We start from the raw sequence: 24,670 nt of genomic DNA on the forward strand, positions 1-24,670 counted from the left end.
AGCAGAAGGCCGTTCGCCTTGTGCCATCCTGTCCAGCAGGAACGAATGCAGGAACGAATGCAGGAACCATGATGATGACGGATCGGGCCGCACTGGGCAGCCGCGCGCTGTTCGAACAACTGGAAGTCGATGTCTACGCCAATCACGCTTCGTTGTCGCCACCCTCGCGCCCGGTTCGGGACGCCGTGGCGGCCACGCTCACCGGCTATGCGGCACAGGGAATGGCCTGGTACGCCGAAGAGGTCGAGCGCCGCGAGCGATTGCGTCATCAGCTCACCCGCCTGATCGGTGCGCGAGAAGACAGCGTGGGGCTGGTCGCAAACACCTCCGCCGGCGTGCTCGCCATTGCTCTGGGTCTGGACTGGCGCCGCGGCGAGCGCATCGTGCTGTTCGACGGCGAATTTCCCACCAACGTGACGCCCTGGCAGCAGGCCGCCCGACGGCACGATCTGGAGCTGGTCTGGCTGCGCGCCGAGGACTTCCGTACGGATCGGGCCGCCGCCCTCGATCGCTTTGAGCACGAATTGCGGCGCGGCGTGCGCCTGGTCGCTGTCAGCGCGGTGCAGTTCACCACCGGCCAGCGCATGCCGCTGGAGGCCATGGGCGCGCTGTGCCGTGCCCACGGCGCCGAGCTGTTCGTCGACGCCATCCAGGCCGCCGGCATCGTGCCGCTGGACGTGGCCTCGATGAAGATCGACTACCTGACCAGCGGCAGCCACAAGTGGCTGATGGCGCCCGAAGGCACCGGCTTTGTGTTTGTGGCGCCCGAGCGCGCCGGAGCCCTGCTGCCGAACATGGCCGCCTGGCTGAGCCACGAGGACGCTTTTGCCTTTCTCTCCCGCGCGCCCGGGGAGCTGCGCTACGACCGCCCGTTCCAGGCTGGCGCGCTGATGGCCGAGGCGGGCACGCCCAACACCATTGGCGCGGCGGGCCTGGAGGCCAGCCTGGGGCTGATCAACGACATCGGCGTGGCGAGCATTCTCGAGCACGTTCAGGCCTGGCATGACGCGCTCGAACCCGGCCTGCTCGAGCGCGGTTTTGAAAGCGCGCGCATGCACGATCCATCCGGGCGCTCGGGCATTCTCAGCGTCCGGCCCGACGATCCGTCGCGCTCGCCGGCCTGGGCCCAGGCACTGGCAGCGCAAGGCATCTCCTGCGCCAGCCCCGACGGCTGGATTCGCTTCTCGCCGCACTGGCCCAACGCGCTCGACGAACCGGCGCGCGTGCTGGCGGCTGTCGACATGGTTATCGAAAGCGGTGGCCCGGCCCCAGGCTGACCTGTGGTGACCACCGTGCCCGGCAAGGCGTCTGTCAGCGGTAGATTTCCTTACGGTGCGCAATCCGCACGACCAGGACTCGGACTTGCTTGTCTTCGAGGCGGCAAATGAGTCGATAAGGGCCAACCCGAAATCGCCAGTATTGGCGCCATTCTCCCTGCAGTGCCTTGGCATGCTGCCGGGGATCGTTCGAGGGGGCAATGCGTTCACGCAGAAAGCGGGTGATGCGCCGAGCCCCGTCCCGGTCGATTTTTCCGAGTGCTTTGGTCGCGCTATCGCTGAGCTCAATCCGCCAGGCCAAGCTCGCGTTCCACTTCTTCCAGGCCGCGCGTCGTCTCTTCGCCGCGCTCCAGGCGATCCATCACCTGGTCGGCCAGATAGATGTCTTCAAGATCCTCGATATGCGATTCTACGGCCTCGCGGACATAAAACGTCTTCGTGCGGCCGGTCAGCCTGGCCAGCCGTTCCAGGCGGGCATGCAGGTCTTCGTCGGCGCGGAAGTTGATCATGCGGGTCATCGCTCAGGGCTCTTGTTGATTTACATGTAAATCATACACCAGGGCATCGGCTGATGACTGTTAGTCCGCGTTTCACGGGCTTTCCGGCAGCATGGCGCCAAATCACCCTCCAGGCTGCTCATGGCGTGAACGCAGCGGGCCTTGATGATCGTCAATGACAACAGGCCCTCAGCGGGTCATCCTGATGCACTTTCGCCCCGGAGCCGACTCGTCTGCCATGTCCATGAAGCTTGTCTGTCCGGCCGGTTCGCTGCCGGCCTTTACCGAGGCGGTCAACAACGGCGCCGATGCCGTCTACCTGGGTTTTCGCGACGCCACCAACGCGCGCGCCTTTCCGGGACTGAACTTTTCCGACCGCGATATCGAAAAGGCCATCGCGCACGCGCACTCGCGCGGCTGCGAGGTCTATGCCGCGCTCAACACCTATCCGACCTCCGACAAGCTCGCGCAGTGGTATTCGGCCGTCGACCGGGCCGCCGATCTGGGCGTGGACGCGCTGATCATCGCCGAGATGGCGGTGCTCGATCACGCCGCCCGGCATCATCCCGGCATTCGCCGTCATCTTTCGGTGCAGGGGTCGGCCACCACGCCGGCGGCGCTGGCCTTCTATCACGAACGCTTCGGCATCGCCCGCGCGGTTCTGCCGCGGGTGCTGGCCATCCAGCAGGTCGAGCGTCTGGCCGAACGCTCGCCGGTCGAGCTGGAGGTCTTCGCCTTCGGCAGCCTGTGCATCATGGTCGAGGGGCGCTGCCAGCTCTCCAGCTACGTCACCGGGCGCTCGCCCAACACCGCCGGCGTGTGCTCGCCGGCCGAGTTCGTCGCCTGGGAGGAAACCCCCGAGGGCAAGACGGCCAGGCTCAACGGCGTGCTCATCGACCGCTTTGCCGACAAAGAGCCCGCCGGCTACCCGGTGGTGTGCAAGGGCCGCTACCGGGTTGGCGGTGACATATTCCACGCTCTCGAGGAGCCGACCAGCCTGAATACCCTGGAATTGTTGCCGAAGTTGAAGAGCATCGGCATCTCCGCGATCAAGATCGAGGGCCGCCAGCGCTCGCCGGCCTACGTCGGCACCGTGACCCACATCTGGCGCGAGGCCATCGACCGCGTCGAGCGCGACCCCGATGCCTTCACCACCGAGGCTAAGTGGCAGCGCGAACTGGCCCGCCTGTCGGAAGGCAGCCAGGTCACTCTTGGCCCCTACGAGAGGGCATGGCAATGAAGTTGTCTTTGGGCGCGCTGCAGTATTTCTGGCCGCGGGAGCAAACCCTGGCCTTCTACGAATCGGTGGCCGAGCTCGACGTCGATATCGTCTATCTGGGCGAAACCGTCTGTTCCAAGCGCCGCGAACTCAAGCTGTCCGACTGGCTGGCGCTTGCCAGAGACCTGAAGTCGGCCGGCCACGAGGTGCTGCTCTCGACCCTGACCCTGATCGAGGCTGCCTCGGAGCTTTCGGCCTGCAAGCGCCTGGTCGAAAACGGCGAGTTCGCCATCGAGGCCGGTGACGTCTCGGCCGTGGAGCTTTGCCGCGAACGCGGCCTGCCGTTTGCCGCCGGGCCGGGGGTCAATATCTACAACCACCGCGCCCTGGCGATCCTTCGCGACGCCGGCCTGTTCCGCATGGCGGTGCCGGTGGAGCTCAGCCGCGAGCACATCCGCGGCCTGTCGGGCACGCATGAAGGTCAGAGCGCAGTCCGGCCCGAAATCGAGCTGCTGGCCTACGGCCGCATTCCACTGGCGCATTCGGCGCGCTGCTTTACCGCCCGCGCGGTGGGCCGCGGCAAGGACCAGTGCGGCTTCGAGTGCATCAAGCACCCCTTCGGCCAGCCGATTGCCACGCGCGAAGACCAGCCTTTCCTCAACATGAACGGCATCCAGACCCAGAGCGCGGCGGTGACCGACCTGAGCCGCTACGTTACCGAGCTGCGCGACGAGCCGGTCGATATCCTCAGGCTGTATCCGCAGGAAGAGCCGATCGTGCAGGTCGTCGAGCGCTTCCGCACCGCCCTGGCCGGCGAGGCGGTGGCGCCGCTCGAGCACTCGGTCAGCGGCTACTGGCGGGGTAGTGCGGGCATGGACAGCAGCTGAGGCGCCTCAGCTGCCGTAGCCGCCGCGCAGGATCCACAGTTGTTCGAGGCCGGCGCGGGCGAGGATCTCGGCGGCGGGTCGACAACGCCCGCCGCTGGCGCAGTAGATGATGGCCCGCTGGGTTTCGGGAAGCTGGAAGTCACCCGCGCGAAGCGTCGACAGGGGCAGGTTGAGCGCGCCGGGAAAGTGCCCGGCGGCGTATTCGTCGGCTTCGCGCACGTCGATCCAGGCGATGTTTTCGAGTGCCCTGGCTTCATTGCGCGAGATTTCGGGCGGGCCGCCGCTGCTGCCTGCGAGCACGATGGCCTCGCGCGGTCCCGAACAGGTCGGACAGTCGCCCCGGCGCGCGATGGCGAGCTGGCGGCTGGACATGTCGCGCGCATCCATCAGCCACAGCCGGCCCGACAGGCTTTCCAGGGTTGCGTTGCCGGTCAGCAGTTTGATCGCCTCGGCGGCCTGAATGGCGCCGGCCGTACCGACCAGCGGACCGAGCACGCCGGCTTCGGCGCAGTTGGGCACCCAGCCCGAGGGCGCCTGCGGGAACAGGCAGCGCAGACAGGGGCCTTTGTTCGCTTCAAAGACCGTCACCATCGCCTCCATGCCGGTCGCCGAGGCGTAGACCAGCGGCCGGCCGAATTTGAGCGCGGCGTCGGCGGCCAGGTACTTGGTGGCGTAGTTGTCGCTGCCGTCGAGGATCAAATCGACTGCCGTGAACAGCCGCTCGACGTTGTCCAGATCCAGACGTGCGCTGAGTGCATCAATCGTGATTTGGCCGTTGATTGCCGTCAGCCGCGCGGCCGCGGCCTCGGCCTTGGGCCGGCCGATGTCGGCTTCGGCAAACAGCACCTGGCGATGCAGGTTGGACAGATCGACGACATCGTGGTCGATGATCACGATGCGCCCGACGCCGGCGGCGGCCAGATAGGGAAGGCTGGCGCAGCCCAGGCCACCGGCGCCGATGCAAAGCACGCTCGCCTCGCCCAGGCGCCGCTGCCCGGCGGGGCCGACTTCGGGCAGGATGGTCTGTCGGACGTAGCGCTCGTTCATGATCGTTCGGGGTCGGCGCCTTTCGATCCGCGCCGGTAATCCTCGGGCGTGTTGATATTGTCGCGCAGCCGGCTGGTCGGTGGATCGACGATGGCCAGATCAAGCGTGTCGCCCAGGGCCTTGAGCGCCCGTCGGCCGGCGCGCAACTGCGCCGTGACCGCCTCGCGGGTTCGTTCGCTGTTGCCGAGCACCATCGGCAGAGGCAGGTCGCTGAACACGGCGCCGTCGCGCCCCGGCGCGGCGCTTTGCAGCGGCGCCAGATCGTCGACCTCGAGCTGTGGCATATCCACCGGCACGATCAGCAGCGGCCCGTTCAGTTCCAAACCGGCCGCCAGCACCGAAGCGATACCGCCCAGCGGACCCTGGTCGGGCCAGCGGTCGGGCACGCAGTCGTAACCGGGTCGCTCACCCGAGACGATCACCCGGGCGCAGCCGGCCTGTTCCAGCAGATCAATGGCCCGGTCGAGAAAGCTGCGGCCGTCGGCCCAGATCAGTCCGGCCTTGTCGCGCCCCATCCGGCTCGACTTGCCGCCGGCCAGCACCAGGCCGGTCCACTGTTCACGCGGGTTGTTCATCGCGGCCGCCGCAAGAGAACACACCATCAGCCACGGAACACTCGGAAAGCACGGAAGAAGAAAAAGCGGTATTGGCGATCCGGGTCGGCATATTTCATTTTGTGCTTTTCCGTGCTTTCCGAGTCTTCCGTGGTCAACCGGCTTTCTTAACGCACCCGGTGCTCAGGCTTCCTGCCCATGGCCGCACAGCGCATGGCCCTTGACCCACTCACTGTCGCCGTCGACGTAGTGCTCCTGCTTCCAGATCGGCGCCCGGTGTTTCATCTGCTCGACCAGGTAGCGGCAGGCGCGGAAGGCCTCGTCGCGGTGGCGCGAGCTGGCCGCGGCAACGACGCTGGCCTCGCCGACTTCGAGCCGGCCGTGGCGGTGTTCCAGCCACAGGTGAATCGCCTCGCCCCACTGCTCGCGCGCCTCGGCGCAGATCTCGGCGAAGACGTTGCGGCACAGCACGGCGTGCAGGTCGTAGCTGACCGCCTTGACCGTGCGGCCCTGGTTGATGTCGCGCACCCGCCCGGCAAACAGATCGACCGCGCCATGACCGGCGTGCGCGCAGTGCGCCAGCGCGGCGGCGGCGTCCAGCGGGCCGTCCTTGACGTCGACGTGGATGCTCATGTCTAGCCTCCGCAGACCGGCGGCAGGATCGACAGCTCGCGGCCCGGCAGCGCGTCGGCTTCGTCGAGCACGGCGCTGTCGGTGGCAAAGGCCGATGATTCGAGCAGCGACAGGGCGTTGTCGTCGCCTTCCAGACGCTCGGCCAGGGCGCGGCGCAGATCGGCCACGCGCGCGTCCCCGGCCACGGATACCTTGATGCGGCCGCCGGCATCGACCTGCCGGAACGCGCCGAACAGCCTGATTTCGATTTCCCGGGTCATGGAGTACTCCATCTGAGAGTCGAGCTGATCATGTTCGTGGTTTCCTCAACCGCAGGCGCTCAGCGCTCGAAGCCTTCCGGCAGCGCCGGCAGGCCGTCGGGGTGGACGTAGCGGCCGGATTTGCCGCCGAGCTTGAGCAGCAGGCGCACGCCGTCGATGGCCAAGTCGGCCTGGACCTGCTTGGCCAGATCCCAGATGGTCAGAAGCGCGCCGTTGACGCCGGCCAGGGCTTCCATTTCCACCCCGGTTTTCGCCGAGGTCGCGGCCTGGCAGAACACCGTGACCGCCGATGCGGCCTCGTCGAGCGCAAAGGCCACGCGTACCTGGTCGAGGCCCAGCGGATGACACAGCGGAATGATCTCCGGCGTCTTCTTGGCCGCCAGCACGCCGGCCACTTCGGCCAGCCTGAGGGGATCGCCCTTGGGCAGGGTGCCGTCGCGCACCATCGCGAAGGTCTCGGCGTTCATCACGATCCGGCCGGTGGCCACGGCCACCCGACGGGTGATCTCCTTGCCGCCGACGTCGACCATCCGGTAGTGCTGTCGTTGTTTGCTCATCGCTTCTCCAGCGGCATGCCCTGGATCCGGGGTCTTGGTGTTCTTGCGTGCTTTGTGGTTCATGACCAATCCATCTGCGCAGACTGCGGTTTCCGACCGGAGCCCGCTACCCGCCGGTCATCGCCAGGTGCGGGGTGTCGCCGTAGTCGCCTTCGTGCAGGAAGTGCGACACGCGCTTGCCGAACAGGGCGGTGAGCACGCTGGCCTTGAGCTCTTCCTTCTGGTCGTCGTCCTGCAGCAGCGGGCGCAGGTTGTGGGCGCCGTTGCCGAACAGGCACAGGCGCAGCCCGCCGCGGGCGGTCACCCGCAGGCGGTTGCAGGTGTCGCAGAAGCCCGGCGCGTAGGGCGCGATCAGGCCGATGCGCCCGGCGTAGTCGGGGTGGGCATACTCCACCGCCGGGCCGGCTGCGGCCTCGCGCTCGATCGGCGCCCAGCCGGCTTGCGCGAGCTGTTCGCGCACCAGATCGCCGCCGACGTGGCGTTTTTCGAAGTATTCACCATTCGTGCCGGTGCGCATCAGCTCGATGAAGCGCACGCTCAGCGGCCGCTCGCGCACGAACTCGAAGAAGTCAGGGAGCTGGTCGTCGTTGAGCCCCTTGAGCAGCACGGTGTTGATCTTGACCGCGTCGAAGTCCTGTTCCAGGCAGGCGTCGATGCCGGCCATGACCTTCTCGAAACGCTTGTCGCCGGTGATGCGCTCGAAGTGCGCAGCATCGAGACCATCGAGGCTGATGTTGATGGCGTCCATGCCCGCGGCCTTGAGCTCGGCGGCGTCGCGCGCCAGGCGGAAAGCGTTGCTGGTCATGGCGATGCGCTTGACACCGGGCACCGCGCGCACGGTACGCACGATATCGGCAAAATCCTTGCGCACGGTGGGCTCGCCGCCGGTCAGGCGGATCTTCCAGGTGCCCAGCTCGGCAAAGGCGGTGACCAAGCGGCGGATCTCGTCGTGGCCGAGAAAGCCCTTGGGATTGCCCTGGTAGCCGTTGGGCAGGCAGTATTCGCAGCGAAAGTTGCAGACGTCGGTGACCGACAGCCTGAGGTAGGAAAAGCGACGACCGAAACCGTCGATCAGCTGGCTCATGTCCGCTCCTTTTCAAAGTCGGAAGGCAGCGCCGTTTCCGGCCTGCTGCCCTGGCTGCCGATGGGGTGTCCTGTCGGCAGCGGCGCGGTTGCCTTGGCTTTGGGCAAGCGGTAGGCAAAAGCGCTCGGAGTGGGTGATTGATGTATCGGATTGTAATCTATCAGCCGGCAAATCCAAGGGCCTTGACCGAAATCAACTCGCGGTTTACTCCACCACGGCCACCGACTTGACCTGCGCCCAGACCGCTTTGCCGGGCGCCAGGCCGAGCGCATCGGCCGAGCGCGCGGTCACCCGCGCCAGCAGCGGCGTGGCGCCAATGTGGAGCTTGACCAGCATCTGCGACGGATGGTCGTGCGCCGCCACTTCGGACACCAGCGCCGGCAGCACGTTGAGAATGCTGGTGCGTTCGGGCTCGACCAGCGACAGACTGACGTCGCGCGCCAGGATGCGCAGCCGCATCCGGCTACTGACCGTCCGGTCCTCGTCGCGCACCCACAGGCTGCCGCCGTCGAACTGCACGCGGGCGAGCTGCCAGTCGCGATCGCGCTCGACGACTTCGGCGTCGAGCGCCACGCCGGCCTCCAGGCTGCGATGAACGGGCAGGTCCAGGCGCGCCAGGGTCTCGCCCACGGGCCCGTTGGCCAGCACCCGTCCGTCGTCGATGATCACCAGCCGATCGGCCAGCCGGGCCACGCTGTCGGGCGAGTGGGTGACGTAGATCACCGGCATGTCGAGCTCGTCGCGCAATCCTTCCAGGTAGGGCAGGATCGCCCGGCGGCTGTCGAGATCCAGCGCCGAGAGCGGCTCGTCCATCAGCAGCAGATCGGGGCTGGCCAGCAGGGCGCGGCCGATGGCCACGCGCTGGCGCTGGCCGCCCGACAGCCCGGCCGGATCGCGCTCGATCAGCGCGCCCAGGCCGAGCCAGTCGACGACCTGATCGAAGGCGATTCGGCGCTGCCGGCGCGGCACGCGGCGCCAGCCGTATTCCAGGTTGCCGCGCACCGAGCGGTGGGCAAACAGGCTGGTTTCCTGAAACACGTAGCCCAGCGCGCGGCGGTGCACGGGCAGGAAATGCCGCTCGTCCTGCCACAGCGCGCCGTTGACGCGCAGGTGACCGCGGGCCCGGTGCAGCCCGGCGATGCAGCGCAAAAGCGTGGTCTTGCCACAGCCCGACGGGCCGAACAGCACGCTGAAGCCCGAGCCGGGAAGCTCGAGGTCGACGTCGAGGCGAAAGCCCGGAAAGCCGGTTTGAAACCGCGCCTCGATGCCGTGGTTCACGTCTGCACTCACGAGCCCAGCATCCGCGCGCGGCGGCCGTTGACCAGATACAGCGTGAGCAGTACCAGGAAGGAAAACACCAGCATGCCGCCGGCCAGCCAGTGCGCGCGGGCGTAGTCGAGGGTCTCGACGTGCTCGAAGATGGCCACCGACAGCACCCGCGTCTCGCCGGGGATGTTGCCGCCGACCATCAGCACCACGCCGAATTCGCCCAGGGTATGGGCAAACGCCAGCACCGCGGCGGTGAGAAAACCGGGGCGCGCCAGCGGCACGGCCACGCTCCAGAAGCGGTCCCAGGGTGAGGCGCGCAGCGTGGCCGAGACCTCCAGCGGGCGCTCGCCGATGGCTTCGAAGGCGTTGCTGAGCGGCTGCACCACGAAGGGAAACGAATACACCACCGAGGCGACCACCAGGCCGGCAAAGGTGAACGGCAGGGTGCCCAGACCCAGCGCCTGCGTGAGCCTGCCGCCGGGGCCGTCGGGCGCCAGCAGGATGAGCAGATAGAAACCGAGCACGGTGGGCGGCAGCACCAGGGGCAGGGTGGTGATCGCCGCAATCGGGCGCTTGAGCCAGTGGCGGGTGCGCGCCAGCCACCAGGCCACCGGCGTGCCCAGCAGCAGCAGGATCAGCGTCGAGATGCTCGCCAGCTTGAGGGTGACGACGATGGGAGACCAGTCGAAGTCCAAGGCGTCAGTCCAGGCCGTAGCCGTGGTCGGTGATGATCTCGCGCGCCGGTGCCGACTTCAGGAAATCGACAAACGCCCGCGCCGCGGGGTTGTTCTCGCCGTGGACGAGCAGTACCCCCTGCTGGATGATCGGCGCGTGCAGCGATTCGGGCACGAGCCACAGCGAGCCGGCTTGCCGGTCCCAGGCCCGCACCTGCGACAGGGCGACAAAACCCGCCTGCACATTGCCGGTGGCGACGAACTGGAAGGTCTGGCCGATGTTGCCGCCGAACACCAGGCGGGGGCCAAGCTCGGCCCACAGATCGAGATGTTCGAGCACCTGCTTTGCGGCCAGCCCGTAGGGCGCCACGGCGGGTCTGGCAATCGCCAGGCGCTTGAAGGCCTGCCGGTCGAGATAAGCGCGGCCGTCGTCGAAGGCTTCGCCCGAACGACTCCACAGCGCGAGTCGGCCGCGGGCATAGGTAAAGCGCGAGCCCGCGACCGCCAGGCCGTGCTGTTCGGCGCGCTGCGGCCGCTGCCGGTCGGCGGCAAGAAAGACGTCGAACGGCGCGCCGTGGTCGATCTGGGCGTACAGCGCGCCGGTCGAGCCGAAGCTGGTTTTCACCGTGTGGCTGCTGCTTTGCTCGAAGCGCTCGACGAGCGCGCCGGTCGCGGCGGTGAAATTGGCCGCCACGGCAAGTTTGAACTCCCCGGCCAGTGCCTGTGGGCCCGTCAGCATGGCCAGCGCGAGAAAGACCGTGCATTTGGCAAGTCGCCGTAAACGGCCGCTGCGGTCGGCAGTGCAGCTGATCATCCCGATTCCTTGTCCCGGCTGGCCGGGCGTTGGCAAGTCCGATACCGGATGGTAAGTGAAACCCGGCCATCGATGGGCCATTACCTGATCGTGTGGGTCGTGCATGAAGCCTGCAAACATGAACTGCGGAAGGCACGGAAGGGCACGGAAACTCACGTTCCTGGAAGAATTCACCAGAGCAGATCCGATCCGGTTTTTTTCCCTTGGTCTTTCCGTGGTTACAGGGTCTTGATCTTCCGCCCCGGGCTGTTGCGCGTTTGACGCGCTCTGCTGCCGCCGTGCATATTGGCGCGGGAGAACCACGCCGGGGAGCGGCCATTGGCCAATGATCGACCATCGCTGCTGGCGACGCTGGATCAGGCGACGCTGCATCTGTTTCCCGGCTACTTCGCGATGGTCATGGCCACCGGCGCGGTCGCGATCGCCGGCCACCTGCTGGCCATGGCCTGGATTGCTGTGCCGCTGGTCTGGCTCAACACCGCCTTCTACCTGGTGCTGGCCGGCCTGACGCTGGCGCGCTTCGTGCGCCACACGCGCGCGTTTGCCGACGACATGCGCGACCACGCCCGCGGGCCGGGTTTTTTCACCATCATTGCCGGCACCTGCATTCTGGCCTCGCAGTACGTGATCATTCTCGAGCGCGATCGCGTCGGCTTCGCGCTCTGGCTGGTGGCCGCCGTGCTGTGGCTGGTGATCACCTACTGGTTTTTCGTGGCCGTGGTCGTGCGCCCGCGCAAACCGACGCTGGAGAAAGGCGTCAACGGTGCCTGGCTGCTGGTGTCGGTGTCCACTCAGGCGCTGTCGGTGCTGACCGCGCTGCTGCCCTGGCCGGAGGCGATGGGCAGCAGCATGCTGTTTCTGGCGCTGAGCCTGCATCTGATCGGCTGCATGCTGTATCTGGCCATCATTCCGTTGATCTTCTATCGGCTGACCTTCCTGCGCCTGGAAATGAGCGCGCTGACCCCGCCGTACTGGATCAACATGGGCGCGGTGGCCATTGCCACCCTGGCCGGTTCGACCCTGCTGATCGAGGGGCGGGCCGATCCGCTCGAGCAGGAGTTTCGCAGCTTCATCCTCGGCTTCACGGTGTTCTTCTGGTCGGCGGCGAGTTGGTGGATTCCGCTGCTGTTCGGGCTCATGACCTGGCGGCATCTGGTGGCGCGCTTTCCGCTGACCTACGACCCGCAGTTCTGGGGCATGGTCTTTCCGCTGGCGATGTACACCACCGGCAGCCTGCGCCTGATCGAGGCGATGGAGCTGGATTTTCTGCGCTTCGTGCCGGCGATCTTCATCTGGGTGGCGCTGGCTGCCTGGCTGGCAACGCTGGCGGCAATGTTTCTGCACCTGTCGAGAGCAGGGAGCAGCCCGGCTTGATCAAGATCAAAGTGAAATATGCAGTTGATGCGTATCTTTATGCACTTGTAAGGCTTGTCCGGGTCGCCGTAGGCTGATCGGGCGTTCGTCAAATCGCAGCAACGGCAGACAAAGAGTAGTGCCATGAACGACGCAAACCCTGCAAACGCTGAACTGCCGCGCGGCGCCAGCCGAATGCTGGGCATGTCGACGTTTGCCTTCACCGCCTGTTTTGCCGTCTGGACGATCTTTTCGATCATCGGTATCCGCATCCAGCAGGAGCTGGGGCTGTCGGAGTCCCAGTTCGGTCTGCTCATTTCCCTGCCCATTCTCACCGGCTCGGTCTCGCGTCTGTTTCTGGGCATTGCCAGCGAGCGCTTCGGCGGTCGCCTGGTGACCTTCCTGACGATGCTGGTCAGCGCCGCCTCGGTCTGGCTTCTGACCTGGGCGACCACTTACGCGCATTTCATGGCCGCGGCTCTGGGCCTGGGCGTGGCCGGTGGCATGTTCGTCACCGGCATTGCCTTTGTCTCGCGCTGGTATCCGAAAGAGCGTCACGGCGCAGCCTTCGGCATTTTCGGGGCCGGCAACGTGGGCGCCGCGGTGACCAACTTCGGCGCGCCGTTCCTGCTGGTGGCCATCGGCTGGCAGGGCACCGCCCGGGTCTACGCGCTCGGCATGGTGGTGGCCGCCATCCTGTTCTACGTTTTCACCCGCGAAGACCCGGAAACGCAGCGTCGTCGCAAGGCCGGCGTCAAGGGCACCACCCTGGCCGCCCAGCTCGAACCGCTGCGGCGGGTGCGGGTATGGCGATTCTCGCTGTACTACTTCCTGACCTTCGGCGGCTTCGTGGCCCTGGCGTCGTGGCTGCCGCGCTACTACATCGGCGTCTATGAGCTCGACATCGGCACGGCCGGGATGCTGACCGCCGTGTTCTCCTTTTCGGCCGCGGTGTTTCGCGCCCTCGGCGGCTGGCTGTCGGACCGCTTCGGTGCCCGACGCGTGCTCTATTGGGTTTTCTGGGCCTGCATGGGCTGCTTGCTGGTGCTTTCCTACCCGCCGACGACCTACATCATCGAGGGCATCAACGGCGACATCCGCTTTCGCATGCAAACCCATATCGGCCTGTTCGTCGCCATGACCTTCGTGCTCGGCTTCTTCATGTCGCTGGGCATGGCGGCGGTGTTCAAGCATATCCCGTCGTATTTTCCGCGCACCGTCGGCTCGGTCAGCGGCCTGGTGGGCATGTTCGGCGGCCTGGGCGGGTTTTTCCTGCCGGTGATCTTCGGCCTGCTCAACGACATGACCAATATCTGGACGACCGCTTTCATGGCGCTGTTTGGCACCACAGCTGCCTGCCTGATCTGGATGCACATCGTCATTCTCAACATGGCCGAGCGCTACGACCGCGACCCGCGCTACACCGACGACAGCAACGAGCCGGCAGCGCTGGCCGAATCCTGAAGCAAGGAGTTTCGAAATGAGCCACTTTCTCGATCATCTGACCTACTTCCGGCGCGAAAAGCAGGACTACGCCGATGGTCACGGCACGCTGACCAACCAGTCGCGGCGCTGGGAGGACGGCTACCGCCAGCGCTGGCAGCACGACAAGGTCGTGCGCTCGACCCACGGGGTCAACTGCACCGGCTCCTGCTCGTGGAAGATCTACGTCAAGAACGGCCTGGTGACCTGGGAAACCCAGCAGACCGACTATCCGCGCACCCGACCGGGCATGCCCAATCACGAGCCGCGTGGCTGCGCGCGCGGTGCCAGCTTCTCGTGGTACATCTACTCGGCCAACCGGGTGAAATTCCCGATGATCCGCCGGCGCCTGATCGAGCTGTGGCGTCAGGCGCGCGCCGAGCACGACGACCCGGTGGCCGCCTGGCAGTCGATCCAGAATGATCCCGAAAAGGTCAAGAGCTACCAGCAGCGCCGCGGCCTGGGCGGCTTCGTGCGTGCCAACTGGGAGGAAGTCAACGAGATCATCGCGGCCTCGAACGTCCACACCGTCAAGCAGTGGGGCCCGGACCGGGTGGCCGGCTTTTCGCCGATTCCGGCCATGTCGATGGTGTCATATGCCGCCGGCACGCGTTACCTTTCGTTGATCGGCGGCACCTGTCTGAGCTTCTACGACTGGTACTGCGACCTGCCGCCGTCGAGCCCCCAGACCTGGGGCGAGCAGACCGACGTGTGCGAATCGGCCGACTGGTTCAACTCCACCTTTTTGATGATGTGGGGCTCGAACGTGCCGCAGACGCGCACGCCCGACGCCCATTTCATGACCGAAGCGCGCTACCGCGGCACCAAGACCGTCACCGTCACCCCGGATTTTTCCGAGGCCTCGAAGTTCGGCGACGTCTGGCTCAATCCGCGCCAGGGCACCGACTCGGCGATGGGTATGGCCATGGGCCACGTCATCTTCAAGGAGTGGCACGTCGAGGGTCAGAGCGAGTACTTCAGCGATTACGTGCGCCGCTACACCGACCTGCCGATGCTGGTGCTGCTCGACGAGGAAAACGGGCGTCTGGTGCCAGGTCGCTACCTGCGCGCCAGTGATCTGGCCGACGACCTCGGCCAGAAAAACAACCCCGACTGGAAGACCCTGTCCTGGGACGAGAACAGCGGCGAGATCGTGGCCCCCAACGGCTCGGTGGGCTTTCGCTGGGGCGAGCGCGAAGCGCGCTGGAACCTCGAGGAAAAGGACGCCGGCGGTCGCGACACCCGGCTGGCGCTGACCCATATCGAAACCTCCGACGAGGTCGGCGAAGTCGGCTTTCCCTACTTTGGCGGCGGCGGCAACGCCTTCTGGGCGCAGACCGAGCACGAGCGCATCCAGACGCGTCGCGTGCCGCTGCGCCACGTCACCCTGGCCGACGGCAGCACCCGCAAGGTGGCCAGCGTGTTCGACCTGATGGCGGCCAACTACGGCATCGACCGCGGCCTGGGCGGTGATCACGTCGCCGCCAGCTACGACGATGACGTGCCCTACACCCCGGCCTGGCAGGAGCGCATCACCGGCGTTGATCGCGAGAAAGTCATCAGCATCGCGCGCCAGTTCGCCGAAAATGCGCACAAGACGAAGGGCAAGTCGATGATCATCATCGGCGCGGGCATGAACCACTGGTATCACATGGACATGAACTACCGCGCGATCATCAAGATGGTGATGATGTGTGGCTGCGTGGGCGTGTCCGGCGGTGGCTGGGCGCACTACGTCGGCCAGGAAAAATTGCGGCCGCAGACCGGCTGGCAGCCGCTGGCCTTCGCGCTTGACTGGCACCGCCCGCCGCGCCACATGAACGGGACCTCGTTCTTTTATGGGCATACGGGGCAGTGGCGTTACGAAAAGCTCGATGTCAGCGAGATCCTCTCGCCGCTGGCCAATCCCGACGACTTCAAGGGCTCGCTGATCGACTACAACGTCAAGGCCGAGCGCATGGGCTGGCTGCCGTCGGCGCCGCAGCTTGGGCGCAACCCGCTCGAGATCGCGCGCGAGGCCAAGGCTGCCGGCAAGGAGGCGAAGGACTTTGTCGTCGAGCAGCTCAAGTCAGGCGATCTGAACTTTGCCTGCGAAGACCCGGACAACCCGGCCAACTTTCCGCGCAACCTGTTCGTATGGCGCTCCAACCTGCTCGGTTCTTCCGGCAAGGGCCACGAGTACTTCCTGCGCCACCTGCTGGGCACCGAAAACGGCGTGCAGGGCAAGGACCTGGGCGACGAAGTCGATCGCCATCCGACAGAGGTCAAGTGGCGTGACGAGGTGCGCGGCAAGCTCGATCTGCTGGTCACGCTCGACTTCCGCATGTCGACGACCTGCATGTATTCCGACATCGTCCTGCCGACCGCGACCTGGTACGAAAAGGACGACATGAACACCTCGGACATGCATCCGTTCATCCACCCGCTGACCGCCGCGGTCGACCCGGCCTGGGAGTCGCGTTCGGACTTCGATATCTACAAGGGCATCTCCAAGCGCTTTTCCGAGCTGGCCGAAGGGCACCTGGGAACCGAGACCGACGTGGTCACCCTGCCGCTGCTGCACGACACCCCGGCGGAGCTGGGCCAGGCAATCGACATTCTCGACTGGAAGAAGGGCGAGTGCGAGCCCGTTCCCGGCAAGACCATGCCGGCGATCATCACCGTCGAACGCGACTATCCCGCCACTTACGACAAGTTCACCGCGCTCGGCCCGCTGATGAACGAACAGGGCAACAACGGCAAGGGCCTGAGCTGGGATACCAAAGAGGAGGTCGAGGCGCTGGGTGACCTCAACGGCCGCCACCGCGGCGACGGCGCCAACGCCGGCATGCCGCGCATCACCTCGGCGATCGACGCCTGCGAGACCATCCTGATGCTCGCCCCGGAGACCAACGGCCACGTGGCCATGAAGGCCTGGGAATCACTCAGCGCCAACACCGGCCGCGAGCACCAGCACCTGGTCGCCGGGCACGCCGACGAGAAGATCCGCTTCCGCGACATCGTCGCCCAGCCGAGAAAGATCTACAGCTCGCCGATCTGGTCGGGCATCGAGTCCGAAAAGGTCAGCTACAACGCCGGCTGGACCAACGTCAACGAACTGATTCCCTGGCGCACGATCTCCGGGCGCCAGCAGTTCTATCAGGACCATGCCTGGATGCGCGCCTTCGGCGAGGGGCTGTGCGTCTACAAGCCGCCGGTCGATCTCAAGACCATCGAGCCGATCAAGGGCCAGCGCGATAACGGCAACCCCGAGGTGGTGCTCAACTTCATCACGCCGCATCAGAAGTGGGGCATTCACAGCACCTACACCGACAACCTGCTGATGCTCACGCTCTCGCGCGGCGGGCCGATCGTTTGGATTTCCGAAGTCGACGCCGCGAAAGGCGACATCAAGGACAACGACTGGATCGAGGCCTACAACATCAACGGTGCGATTACCGCGCGCGCCGTGGTCAGCCAGCGCGTGCCCGAAGGCATGTCGATGATGTATCACGCCCAGGAAAAGATCGTGAACACTCCGGGTTCGGAAATTACCGGCATGCGCGGCGGCATTCACAACTCGGTGACGCGCACGGTACTCAAGCCCACGCACATGATCGGCGGTTACGCGCAGTACAGCTACGGGTTCAACTACTACGGCACGGTCGGCTCCAACCGCGACGAGTTCATCATCGTGCGCAAGATGAACAAGATCGACTGGATGGACGGCACCGAAGCCGAAGACGCCATGCAAGTGGAGGCATCGTAATGAAAATCAGAGCGCAGATCGGCAAGGTGCTCAATCTCGACAAGTGCATCGGCTGCCATACCTGTTCGGTTACCTGCAAGAACGTGTGGACCTCACGCGAGGGCATGCAGTACGCCTGGTTCAACAACGTCGAGAGCAAGCCCGGTATCGGCTACCCCAAGGAATGGGAAAGCCAGGACAAGTGGAACGGCGGCTGGGTGCGCGACGGCCGGGGCAACCTCAAGCCGAGGATGGGTGGGCGCTGGCGCATTCTGGCCAACATCTTTGCCAACCCCGACATGCCCTCGATCGAGGACTACTACGAGCCCTGGGACTACGACTACCACCACATGCAAACGGCGCCGGACGCCAAGACCATGCCCACCGCCCGGCCGCGCTCGGTGATTACCGGCAAGCGCATGAAAAAGATCGAGTGGGGCCCGAACTGGGAAGAGATTCTCGGCAGCGAATTCAAGCATCGCGCCAGGGATTACAACTTCGAGGGCGTGCAGAAGGAAATCTACGGTCAGTTCGAGAACACCTTTTTGATGTATCTGCCGCGCCTGTGCGAGCACTGCCTCAATCCGAGCTGCGTGGCGGTCTGTCCCTCCGGCGCGATCTACAAGCGCGAAGAAGACGGCATCGTGCTGATCGACCAGGACAAGTGCCGCGGCTGGCGCATGTGCGTGTCCGGCTGCCCGTACAAGAAGATCTACTACAACTGGAAATCCGGCAAGTCCGAGAAGTGCACCTTCTGCTACCCGCGTATCGAAGTGGGCCAGCCGACGGTGTGTTCGGAAACCTGCGTCGGGCGCATTCGCTATCTCGGGGTCATGCTCTACGACGCCGATCGCATTCAAGAGGCGGCCAATACGCCCAACGAGCAGGATCTCTACGAAGCGCAGCTCGACATCTTTCTCGATCCGCACGATCCCGAGATCATCGCCGAGGCCCGCCGGCAGGGCATTCCCGAAGACTGGATCGAGGGTGCGCAGAAGTCGCCGGTCTACAAGATGGCGGTTGACTGGAAAGTCGCCTTTCCGCTGCATCCTGAATACCGCACGTTGCCGATGGTGTGGTACTGCCCGCCGCTCTCGCCGATCCAGTCGGCGGCCGAGGCCGGCAAGATCGGCATGAACGGCGAGATTCCGGATGTCGAGAGCCTGCGGATTCCGGTGCGCTATCTGGCCAACATGCTGACCGCCGGGGAAGAGGCTCCGGTGGTTCACGCGATGGAGCGGATGCTGGCCATGCGCGCGTTCATGCGCGGCCGCCATGTCCACGGCGAGGAGCGCACCGAGGTGCTCGAGCGCGTCGGCATGGATGTGGACATGGTCGAGGACATGTATCGCTACATGGCCATTGCCGACTATGAGGACCGCTTCGTCATTCCGACCAACAAGCGCGAGTATTCCAGCTCGATCTACGACGGCTATTCCGAGCGCGGCGGCTGCGGTTTTTCCTTCGGCAGCGGCTGCGAAACCGGCGGCGGCTCCGACGCCGACGTGTTCGGCGGCAAGCCGATCGCCAAACGCAAGTTCTTCCCGATCCGGGTGGAGAAGGCGAGCAAGAGCACCGAGCTGCAGGAGCACAGCCACGACCAGTGGAGCGGATCATGAGCTGCATGACCCTGCGGGTGATCTCGCGGCTGATGAGCTACCCCAGCGCGGAGCTGCAGCAAGCGGTACCGGAAATGACCGACGTCATCCGGCGCGAGTCCGTGCTGTCAGCGCCGCATGCCGAAGCCGTACAGCGTCTTGCGGTGGATCTCGGGCAACGTCCGCTGACCGAAATCCAGGAGGACTACGTCATGCTGTTCGACCGCGGACGAGCGCTGTCGCTGCACCTGTTCGAGCACGTCCACGGCGAGTCGCGCGATCGCGGCCAGGCCATGGTCGACCTGATGGAGCACTACCGCAGCAACGGCCTGGATCTCGACGCCCGTGAGCTGCCCGACTACCTGCCGCTGATGCTCGAATACCTTTCAACCCGCCCGAAAGCCGAGGTCGAAGAGCTGCTGGGCGACGCCATGCCGATCATCGTGCTTCTGGGCGCGCGCCTGCACCATCGTGATTCGGCCTGGTCGGTGCTGTTCGAAGCGCTCGAAGACCTGGTCGGCAGTCCGGAAAACGCCGAGCTGCTGCGCGAGGCCGCCGGCCAGGAAGGCCCGGACCAGACGATCGAGAAGATGGACGAGATCTGGGAGGAGGAGCAGGTCACGTTCATGGGCAACGACGACCCGTCGGGCAGCTGCGGCGCGGCTTCGGCGGCGGTCAGCGGGCTCGAAATCCACCAGAGGAGTTGATCATGGAACCCTACATCAACCAGTTCATCTTCGGCGTCTTTCCGTATATCGCCGGCACGGTGTTCATTTTCGGCTCGCTGCTGCGTTTCGAGCACGGGCAATACACCTGGCGGGCGATGTCGAGCCAGATGCTCACCCCGCGCTCGAAGAACTTCCGGCGCGCCAGCATCGCCTTTCACGTCGGCATCCTGCTGCTGTTCATGGGCCATCTGGTCGGCCTGCTCACGCCCACGCCGATCTATACTGCGCTCGGGCTGTCGCCCGGCGCCAAGCAGGTCATGGCCATGGTCGCCGGCGGCCTGTTCGGCATCCTGTGCTTCTTCGGCCTGACCTATCTTCTGTGGCGCCGGCTGTTCGTGACCTCGGTGCGGGTCAACTCGGCAATCATGGACACTTTCATCATCTGCCTGATCTGGCTGCAGCTGGTCACCGGCCTGTCAACGATCGTGTTCTCCATGGACCATCTCGACGGTGCGGTCATGATGCAGCTCGCGCACTGGGCGCAGCATATCGTCACCTTCCGGTCCGGCGCGCACGAATACATTCTCAACGTCCATCCGGTCTACAAGCTGCACATCTTTCTGGGCCTGATCATGTTCACCGCCTTTCCGTTCAGCCGCCTGGTGCACGTCTGGAGCTGGCCGTGGGGCTACATCCGCCGCAACTACCAGGTGGTTCGCCAGCACGGCGGTTCGCCGAAAATTTCCTGATATGAAGACCCGACCGAGGCCGCAAGAGGAACCCATGCAAGCTCAGGACACACCGCAGGAAACCGACACTCTGCCGCCGCCGATCCGCATAGACGACCGCGTGATCGACCACGAAGAGATTGCCCGCGAGGTGCAGTACCACCCTGCTCCCAGCTTGAAAGAAGCGCGCGCACGCGCGGCTCGCGCGCTGGTGGTGCGTGAACTGCTGCTGGCCGAATGCGACCGGCTCGGTATTGCCGCGGGGGTTGCCGAAGAGGGCGAGACCGCAGAGGAGTCGCGCATCCGCCGTCTGATCGGCGAGCAGATTGACGTGCCCGAACCGACCGAGGCCGACTGCCATCGCTACTATCTGGCCAACGAGCAGCGCCTGCGTACTGCCGATGAACACGAGGTTTCGCACATTCTCATCCCGGCGCCGCCCGACGACGCCGAGCTGCGCGCCGAGGCACGCAAGAAGGCCATGGGCATCAACGCCGAGCTGCGTGCACATCCGGACAAGTTCCTGTCGATGGCGCGCGACTTCTCGAGCTGTCCGTCGAAGGAAGTAGGCGGCCATCTGGGTCTGATCGCGCGCGGCCAGACCGCGCCGGAGTTCGAAAAGGCGCTCTCCCGTCTGACGGTCGGCGAAGTGCCCGAATACCCGGTCGAGACGCGCTTCGGCTTTCACGTCGTGTTGATTCACCAGCGCAAGGAAGGCAAGCCGGTCACCTTCGAGTCCTGCCACGAAAAGATTGCGGGCTATCTGCGCGAACACGTCCGCCGCCGCGCCATCAACCAGTACATTCGTCTGGTCGCCGCCGAGCACGATATCGAAGGCATCGATCTCGATGCGCCTTCGTCACCACTGGTACAGTGAAAGTGAAAGAAAATCCTGGAACCAGGGAAGGCACGGAATACACGGAAAACAAACGAACAGAAACCCCCGCTTGTGCTGACTCTTGAGTTGATCCGGGATCATTCGTCAAGGGTCAATTTGATGCCCGATCAAATGACTCATGCGTTTTTTTTCGTGCATTCCGTGTCTTCCGTGGTTCCCCTGTTTTTCGGCTCAAACGCTTCACCGGATAACCTCGACTGAATGACGATTGGACTGAGCAATGATAGAAACCTTCGATGACCTTTTGACAATGGCGCGCGACGAGCCGGTGCCGGTGCAGCTGCTGACGGTGCTGGTGCGTGCCCAGCCGGTGATGGAAGCCGACGCCGACGGCGCGGAAGCTGCCATCGAAGGCGAGGGCGTGATTACGCCGATCATGGTCAAGGATCACGCCGTTGCCGACGTGCCCGGCTTCGAGTATCTGCGTGCCGACGCTGATGCGGCCAAGAAGGACTGGACGTTCATGATGGTGGGCGTGCTGCCCGGCCAGCCGGGTCAGCCGCCGGCAGCCGATTTCATCGACGAGCAGCTCAAGAACATGGCGCGCGCCATTCACGCCGGCAGCGGCCTCGACCGCTATCTGTTCTTTGATCGCAACGGCATTCCTGTGCAGATCAGCCAGCCCGAAGCCATCGGCGATGCGCATTGATTCCCCTCATGGTTCTTCCATCGGTTCATGTGGGTATATCGCTGGATCAGCGCAGGCGCAATCCGGGAAAAGGAAAACCTTGTAACCATGGAACTACACGGAATACACCGGAAGATGGATGGAAAGCCGTCAATCAGCAGTGCTGGCAAAGCCGTCGTCCGTGCATTCCGTGCAACCCGTAACTTCTGGGTTCCAAGGGCATCCGGCAGATTGGTGCAGACATGAAAGTGTTTTCGCAAGTTGGACGGTCAGCAGGTAGCCGGGGTGGGCGATGACTGAATCCAGTCACGGTATCGGCAAGGGGCTGACGAGCGTGGCCGAGGCGCGTGCGCGCCTGGTCGAGGCTGTCGCGCCGGTGGCCGTCACCGAAACCGTGGCGCTGGACGCCGCTTTGGGACGGGTGCTGGCCGGTGCGGTTTCGGCACGGGTGGACGTGCCGCCGGCCGACAACAGCGCCATGGACGGCTATGCCGTCAACACCGCCGATCTCGAGCGCGCCGGCGACGCGCTGCCGATTTCGGCGCGCATCCAGGCCGGCGACGCCCCGGGTTCGCTCACTGCCGGAAGTGCGGCGCGCATCTTTACCGGCGCGGTCATTCCCGACGGCGCCGATGCGGTCGTCATGCAGGAAAAGGCGCGCGAGGTCGACGGCCAAGTACAGGTCGAAGAACTGCCGCCGCCGGGCAACAATATCCGCCGCGCCGGCGAGGACCTTGGCGCCGGTGAAGAGATTCTTGCCGCCGGCCGCCGTCTGCGGCCGCAGGATCTGGGGCTGCTGGCCTCGACCGGCATCGAACGCGTCGAGCTGCGCCGCCGGCTGACCGTGTCGGTGCTGTCCACCGGCGATGAGCTTGTCGATCCGGGGCGAGCGCTGGCCCCCGGGCAGATCTACAACAGCAACCAGCCGCTGATCAACGGCCTGCTGGCCGCGCTGAGTTGTCAGGTCGTGGCCGTGCGGCACGTGGCCGATACGCCCGAAGCCACGCGCCAGGCACTCGAAGCCGCCGCCGCTGAAGCGGACGTGATCGTCTCCACCGGTGGCGTGAGCGTGGGCGAGGCCGATTACGTCAAGGACGCGGTCGAGGCGCTGGGACGGCTCGACCTTTGGAAGATCGCCGTCAAGCCCGGCAAGCCGCTGGCCTTCGGCCGGGTCGGCGACGCGGTCTTCGTCGGCCTGCCCGGCAACCCGGTTTCGGCCTTGGTCACCTTCAGCCTGTTCGGCGCGCCGGTGATCCGCAAGATGCAGGGCCGTAGCGACACCATGCCCGAAGCCGTTCGCGTTCCCGCCGGCTTTGCCGCGCCGGCGCCCAAGCGCGAAGAGTATCTGCGCGTGCGCCTCCAGCAAGGCCGGCTCGAGCGTTATCCGCACCAGGGCTCGGGCGTGCTCAGCTCGGCGGTGTGGGCCGACGGCCTGGCCAGGCTTGCGGTCGGCCAGGCCGTGGCCGAGGGCGATCCGGTCGACTATCTCGGCTTCGAGCGGCTACTGTATTGATCCTTTCTGCACCCCGCCAATCCTTCGAGAAACCATGTCCAGACAACGCTGCAATGACGACAAGGCCTTCAAGGCGCTCACTTTCGCGGTGCTGACCGTCTCCGACTCGCGCACGCTAGACAACGACAGCTCTGGCGACACGCTGGCTGAACGCATCGAGTCGGCCGGGCACCGACTGGCCGAGCGCAGGCTGCTGCCCGACAACATCTTCAAGCTGCGCGCGGCCGTGTCGGCCTGGATTGCCGACGCTGCGATCGACTGCGTGCTGATTACCGGCGGCACCGGCATTACCGGCCGCGATTCCACGCCCGAGGCAATCCAGCCCTTGCTGGTGCGCGATATTCCGGGCTTCGGCGAGCTGTTCCGCCATTATTCGCTGGAAGAGATCGGTACCTCGACCATTCAGTCCCGGGCCTTCGGCGGCACCGCCAACGCCACGCTGATCTTCGGCCTGCCCGGCTCGACCGGGGCGTGCCGCACGGCCTGGGATCGCATCCTGGGCGAACAGCTCGATTCGCGCACCGGGCCGTGCAACTTCGTCTCGTTGATTCCGCGGCTCAACGAAGGCGCTGCTGACTGAATCCGGGCAGATCAAGACCCTGTAACCACGGAAGAATACGGAATTCACGGAAGGGTTGAGTTCACGATCATCGCAAGCCGGGCTGGCAACACCTCCCGCCGGGCTGATCAGCCATCATCCGTGCATTCCGCAATTTTCGCGGTCAGCAGTTCTCGGCGCAGTCCTGATCGGGCGTATTGGCCACGGAGCGCTGCTCACCCAGCTTCTGGCGCACCGCGCCTTCCAGGCGAGTCAGGCCGTGGGCGCGGCCGATTTCGATGGCCGCCTCGCTGTCCTCGCCGTCGATCCAGGCCGCCCGCAGGGCAAACAGCGCGCCGATGCGGTTGCCCGAGGCGCAGTGCAGCAGGGCCGGTTCGTCGCCGATCTCGTTGAGTATCGCGTCGAAGCGCGCGACCGCCTGGCGGTCAAGATCCTCGGCCCCGGCGATCGGGAGGTGGTGATAGGTCATCCCCAGCTCGTCAAGCAGGCGCGGTTCGTTCCAGGCTTCGAGCTCGCCTTCGCTGCGGGCGTTGACGACGTGCTTCACGCCGGCGTGCGCCAGGGCAGCCAGCTCGTGTGGTTCGGGCTGGCCGGCCACGCGCTGGTGCGGCGTGGGCTGCAGCGCGTCGTCCATCGCCGGCCAGTCAGGGCCTTCGCCGGCGAGCGCGGCCAGCGCCGGCGCGATCAGGAGGGTCAGCAGAATGCTTCTGATGGCCTTCATCGGTCTTGTCCGTTGATGGGTGT

The 24,670-nt window shown here is 65.5% G+C and carries 25 protein-coding genes and 1 riboswitch; of the genes, 13 read left to right on the forward strand and 12 right to left on the reverse strand.

Annotated elements, in window-relative coordinates; genetic code table 11:
* Positions 1-68 precede the first annotated feature (68 nt).
* Positions 69-1,277, forward strand: coding sequence for an aminotransferase class V-fold PLP-dependent enzyme (locus ACEWQZ_RS05390; RefSeq protein ID WP_476482046.1), 1,209 nt, complete (start codon positions 69-71; stop codon positions 1,275-1,277).
* Positions 1,278-1,311: 34 nt separating this feature from the next.
* Here the strand turns inward: ACEWQZ_RS05390 and ACEWQZ_RS05395 are convergent, their stop codons facing one another.
* Positions 1,312-1,578 (reverse strand): type II toxin-antitoxin system RelE family toxin, encoded by a 267-nt coding sequence (locus tag ACEWQZ_RS05395; RefSeq protein WP_476482047.1) that lies wholly within the window; start codon positions 1,576-1,578, stop codon positions 1,312-1,314.
* Positions 1,562-1,795 carry a type II toxin-antitoxin system RelB family antitoxin gene (gene relB / locus ACEWQZ_RS05400; protein WP_476482048.1) on the reverse strand — a complete coding sequence of 78 codons (234 nt, stop codon included), beginning with the start codon at positions 1,793-1,795 and terminating at the stop codon, positions 1,562-1,564. The genes ACEWQZ_RS05395 and relB overlap by 17 nt, the downstream gene beginning before the upstream one ends.
* Before the next feature lie 223 nt (positions 1,796-2,018).
* Between relB and ubiU the strand changes: the two genes are divergently transcribed.
* Positions 2,019-3,014, forward strand: a complete 996-nt coding sequence (gene ubiU, locus ACEWQZ_RS05405; RefSeq protein WP_476482103.1) for a ubiquinone anaerobic biosynthesis protein UbiU — start codon at positions 2,019-2,021, stop codon at positions 3,012-3,014.
* The gene (locus tag ACEWQZ_RS05410) at positions 3,011-3,880 is read left to right on the forward strand and encodes a U32 family peptidase (protein WP_476482049.1); all 870 of its coding nucleotides are present in this window, start codon (positions 3,011-3,013) and stop codon (positions 3,878-3,880) included. Before ubiU ends, ACEWQZ_RS05410 begins: the two co-directional genes overlap by 4 nt.
* Before the next feature lie 6 nt (positions 3,881-3,886).
* Here ACEWQZ_RS05410 and ACEWQZ_RS05415 read toward each other — a convergent pair whose 3' ends face one another.
* The 9 genes from ACEWQZ_RS05415 to modA form a co-directional block, all read right to left on the reverse strand.
* Positions 3,887-4,927, reverse strand: coding sequence for a ThiF family adenylyltransferase (locus ACEWQZ_RS05415; RefSeq protein WP_476482050.1), 1,041 nt, complete (start codon positions 4,925-4,927; stop codon positions 3,887-3,889).
* On the reverse strand, positions 4,924-5,502 hold the full coding sequence (gene mobA, locus ACEWQZ_RS05420; RefSeq protein ID WP_476482051.1) for a molybdenum cofactor guanylyltransferase: 579 nt from the start codon (positions 5,500-5,502) through the stop codon (positions 4,924-4,926). The genes ACEWQZ_RS05415 and mobA overlap by 4 nt, the downstream gene beginning before the upstream one ends.
* Before the next feature lie 162 nt (positions 5,503-5,664).
* Positions 5,665-6,114: a molybdenum cofactor biosynthesis protein MoaE gene (locus tag ACEWQZ_RS05425; protein ID WP_476482052.1), complete on the reverse strand. Its 450-nt coding sequence runs from the start codon at positions 6,112-6,114 to the stop codon at positions 5,665-5,667.
* Between the two features lie 2 nt (positions 6,115-6,116).
* Positions 6,117-6,374, reverse strand: coding sequence for a MoaD/ThiS family protein (locus ACEWQZ_RS05430; RefSeq protein WP_476482053.1), 258 nt, complete (start codon positions 6,372-6,374; stop codon positions 6,117-6,119).
* A gap of 59 nt (positions 6,375-6,433) precedes the next feature.
* On the reverse strand, positions 6,434-6,931 hold the full coding sequence (moaC, locus tag ACEWQZ_RS05435; RefSeq protein WP_476482104.1) for a cyclic pyranopterin monophosphate synthase MoaC: 498 nt from the start codon (positions 6,929-6,931) through the stop codon (positions 6,434-6,436).
* 106 nt (positions 6,932-7,037) lie between these two features.
* Positions 7,038-8,015, reverse strand: coding sequence for a GTP 3',8-cyclase MoaA (gene moaA / locus ACEWQZ_RS05440; protein ID WP_476482054.1), 978 nt, complete (start codon positions 8,013-8,015; stop codon positions 7,038-7,040).
* A riboswitch (molybdenum cofactor riboswitch) is annotated at positions 8,005-8,157 on the reverse strand. (Overlaps the previous gene by 11 nt.)
* A gap of 62 nt (positions 8,158-8,219) precedes the next feature.
* Positions 8,220-9,305: a molybdenum ABC transporter ATP-binding protein gene (modC, locus tag ACEWQZ_RS05445; RefSeq protein WP_476482055.1), complete on the reverse strand. Its 1,086-nt coding sequence runs from the start codon at positions 9,303-9,305 to the stop codon at positions 8,220-8,222.
* The gene (gene modB, locus ACEWQZ_RS05450; protein ID WP_476482056.1) at positions 9,302-9,979 is read right to left on the reverse strand and encodes a molybdate ABC transporter permease subunit; all 678 of its coding nucleotides are present in this window, start codon (positions 9,977-9,979) and stop codon (positions 9,302-9,304) included. The genes modC and modB overlap by 4 nt, the downstream gene beginning before the upstream one ends.
* 4 nt (positions 9,980-9,983) lie before the next feature.
* Positions 9,984-10,772, reverse strand: a complete 789-nt coding sequence (modA, locus tag ACEWQZ_RS05455) for a molybdate ABC transporter substrate-binding protein (protein ID WP_476482057.1) — start codon at positions 10,770-10,772, stop codon at positions 9,984-9,986.
* A gap of 318 nt (positions 10,773-11,090) precedes the next feature.
* Here modA and ACEWQZ_RS05460 point away from each other — a divergent pair, with 318 nt between their 5' ends.
* The 10 genes from ACEWQZ_RS05460 (at position 11,091) to moaB (ending at position 23,947) form a co-directional block, all read left to right on the forward strand.
* On the forward strand, positions 11,091-12,146 hold the full coding sequence (locus tag ACEWQZ_RS05460) for a tellurite resistance/C4-dicarboxylate transporter family protein (protein WP_476482058.1): 1,056 nt from the start codon (positions 11,091-11,093) through the stop codon (positions 12,144-12,146).
* Between the two features lie 123 nt (positions 12,147-12,269).
* Positions 12,270-13,589: an MFS transporter gene (locus tag ACEWQZ_RS05465; protein WP_476482059.1), complete on the forward strand. Its 1,320-nt coding sequence runs from the start codon at positions 12,270-12,272 to the stop codon at positions 13,587-13,589.
* 16 nt (positions 13,590-13,605) lie between these two features.
* Complete coding sequence (locus tag ACEWQZ_RS05470) at positions 13,606-17,355, forward strand: nitrate reductase subunit alpha (protein WP_476482060.1); 3,750 nt, start codon at positions 13,606-13,608, stop codon at positions 17,353-17,355.
* The gene (narH, locus tag ACEWQZ_RS05475; RefSeq protein ID WP_476482061.1) at positions 17,355-18,953 is read left to right on the forward strand and encodes a nitrate reductase subunit beta; all 1,599 of its coding nucleotides are present in this window, start codon (positions 17,355-17,357) and stop codon (positions 18,951-18,953) included. Before ACEWQZ_RS05470 ends, narH begins: the two co-directional genes overlap by 1 nt.
* On the forward strand, positions 18,950-19,639 hold the full coding sequence (gene narJ, locus ACEWQZ_RS05480) for a nitrate reductase molybdenum cofactor assembly chaperone (RefSeq protein WP_476482062.1): 690 nt from the start codon (positions 18,950-18,952) through the stop codon (positions 19,637-19,639). The genes narH and narJ overlap by 4 nt, the downstream gene beginning before the upstream one ends.
* A gap of 2 nt (positions 19,640-19,641) precedes the next feature.
* Positions 19,642-20,349, forward strand: coding sequence for a respiratory nitrate reductase subunit gamma (gene narI / locus ACEWQZ_RS05485; protein ID WP_476482063.1), 708 nt, complete (start codon positions 19,642-19,644; stop codon positions 20,347-20,349).
* Positions 20,350-20,383: 34 nt separating this feature from the next.
* A complete protein-coding gene (locus ACEWQZ_RS05490; RefSeq protein WP_476482064.1) occupies positions 20,384-21,205 on the forward strand; it encodes a peptidylprolyl isomerase in 822 nt (273 codons plus the stop codon).
* A 241-nt stretch (positions 21,206-21,446) separates the two neighbouring features.
* On the forward strand, positions 21,447-21,875 hold the full coding sequence (locus ACEWQZ_RS05495; RefSeq protein ID WP_476482065.1) for a hypothetical protein: 429 nt from the start codon (positions 21,447-21,449) through the stop codon (positions 21,873-21,875).
* 271 nt (positions 21,876-22,146) lie between these two features.
* Complete coding sequence (locus ACEWQZ_RS05500) at positions 22,147-23,367, forward strand: molybdopterin molybdotransferase MoeA (protein WP_476482066.1); 1,221 nt, start codon at positions 22,147-22,149, stop codon at positions 23,365-23,367.
* 34 nt (positions 23,368-23,401) lie between these two features.
* Entirely contained in the window at positions 23,402-23,947 is a 546-nt protein-coding gene (gene moaB / locus ACEWQZ_RS05505) for a molybdenum cofactor biosynthesis protein B (protein ID WP_476482067.1), read from the forward strand.
* 142 nt (positions 23,948-24,089) lie between these two features.
* Here the strand turns inward: moaB and ACEWQZ_RS05510 are convergent, their stop codons facing one another.
* Positions 24,090-24,647: a protein tyrosine phosphatase family protein gene (locus ACEWQZ_RS05510; RefSeq protein WP_476482068.1), complete on the reverse strand. Its 558-nt coding sequence runs from the start codon at positions 24,645-24,647 to the stop codon at positions 24,090-24,092.
* Positions 24,648-24,670: the final 23 nt, after the last annotated feature.

The sequence above is a fragment of the Wenzhouxiangella sp. YN1 genome, from assembly GCF_056324145.1.

Excerpts from the sequence above, each read along its gene's own strand:
- ACEWQZ_RS05390 (WP_476482046.1), top strand. The coding sequence starts at position 69 with ATGATGATGACGGATCGGGCCGCACTGGGCAGCCGCGCGCTGTTCGAA.
- relB (WP_476482048.1), bottom strand. The coding sequence starts at position 1,795 with ATGACCCGCATGATCAACTTCCGCGCCGACGAAGACCTGCATGCCCGC.
- ubiU (WP_476482103.1), top strand. The coding sequence starts at position 2,019 with ATGAAGCTTGTCTGTCCGGCCGGTTCGCTGCCGGCCTTTACCGAGGCG.
- ACEWQZ_RS05410 (WP_476482049.1), top strand. The coding sequence starts at position 3,011 with ATGAAGTTGTCTTTGGGCGCGCTGCAGTATTTCTGGCCGCGGGAGCAA.
- ACEWQZ_RS05415 (WP_476482050.1), bottom strand. The coding sequence starts at position 4,927 with ATGAACGAGCGCTACGTCCGACAGACCATCCTGCCCGAAGTCGGCCCC.
- mobA (WP_476482051.1), bottom strand. The coding sequence starts at position 5,502 with ATGAACAACCCGCGTGAACAGTGGACCGGCCTGGTGCTGGCCGGCGGC.
- ACEWQZ_RS05425 (WP_476482052.1), bottom strand. The coding sequence starts at position 6,114 with ATGAGCATCCACGTCGACGTCAAGGACGGCCCGCTGGACGCCGCCGCC.
- ACEWQZ_RS05430 (WP_476482053.1), bottom strand. The coding sequence starts at position 6,374 with ATGACCCGGGAAATCGAAATCAGGCTGTTCGGCGCGTTCCGGCAGGTC.
- moaC (WP_476482104.1), bottom strand. The coding sequence starts at position 6,931 with ATGAGCAAACAACGACAGCACTACCGGATGGTCGACGTCGGCGGCAAG.
- moaA (WP_476482054.1), bottom strand. The coding sequence starts at position 8,015 with ATGAGCCAGCTGATCGACGGTTTCGGTCGTCGCTTTTCCTACCTCAGG.
- modA (WP_476482057.1), bottom strand. The coding sequence starts at position 10,772 with ATGATCAGCTGCACTGCCGACCGCAGCGGCCGTTTACGGCGACTTGCC.
- ACEWQZ_RS05465 (WP_476482059.1), top strand. The coding sequence starts at position 12,270 with ATGAACGACGCAAACCCTGCAAACGCTGAACTGCCGCGCGGCGCCAGC.
- ACEWQZ_RS05470 (WP_476482060.1), top strand. The coding sequence starts at position 13,606 with ATGAGCCACTTTCTCGATCATCTGACCTACTTCCGGCGCGAAAAGCAG.
- narH (WP_476482061.1), top strand. The coding sequence starts at position 17,355 with ATGAAAATCAGAGCGCAGATCGGCAAGGTGCTCAATCTCGACAAGTGC.
- narJ (WP_476482062.1), top strand. The coding sequence starts at position 18,950 with ATGAGCTGCATGACCCTGCGGGTGATCTCGCGGCTGATGAGCTACCCC.
- narI (WP_476482063.1), top strand. The coding sequence starts at position 19,642 with ATGGAACCCTACATCAACCAGTTCATCTTCGGCGTCTTTCCGTATATC.
- ACEWQZ_RS05490 (WP_476482064.1), top strand. The coding sequence starts at position 20,384 with ATGCAAGCTCAGGACACACCGCAGGAAACCGACACTCTGCCGCCGCCG.
- ACEWQZ_RS05495 (WP_476482065.1), top strand. The coding sequence starts at position 21,447 with ATGATAGAAACCTTCGATGACCTTTTGACAATGGCGCGCGACGAGCCG.
- ACEWQZ_RS05500 (WP_476482066.1), top strand. The coding sequence starts at position 22,147 with ATGACTGAATCCAGTCACGGTATCGGCAAGGGGCTGACGAGCGTGGCC.
- moaB (WP_476482067.1), top strand. The coding sequence starts at position 23,402 with ATGTCCAGACAACGCTGCAATGACGACAAGGCCTTCAAGGCGCTCACT.
- ACEWQZ_RS05510 (WP_476482068.1), bottom strand. The coding sequence starts at position 24,647 with ATGAAGGCCATCAGAAGCATTCTGCTGACCCTCCTGATCGCGCCGGCG.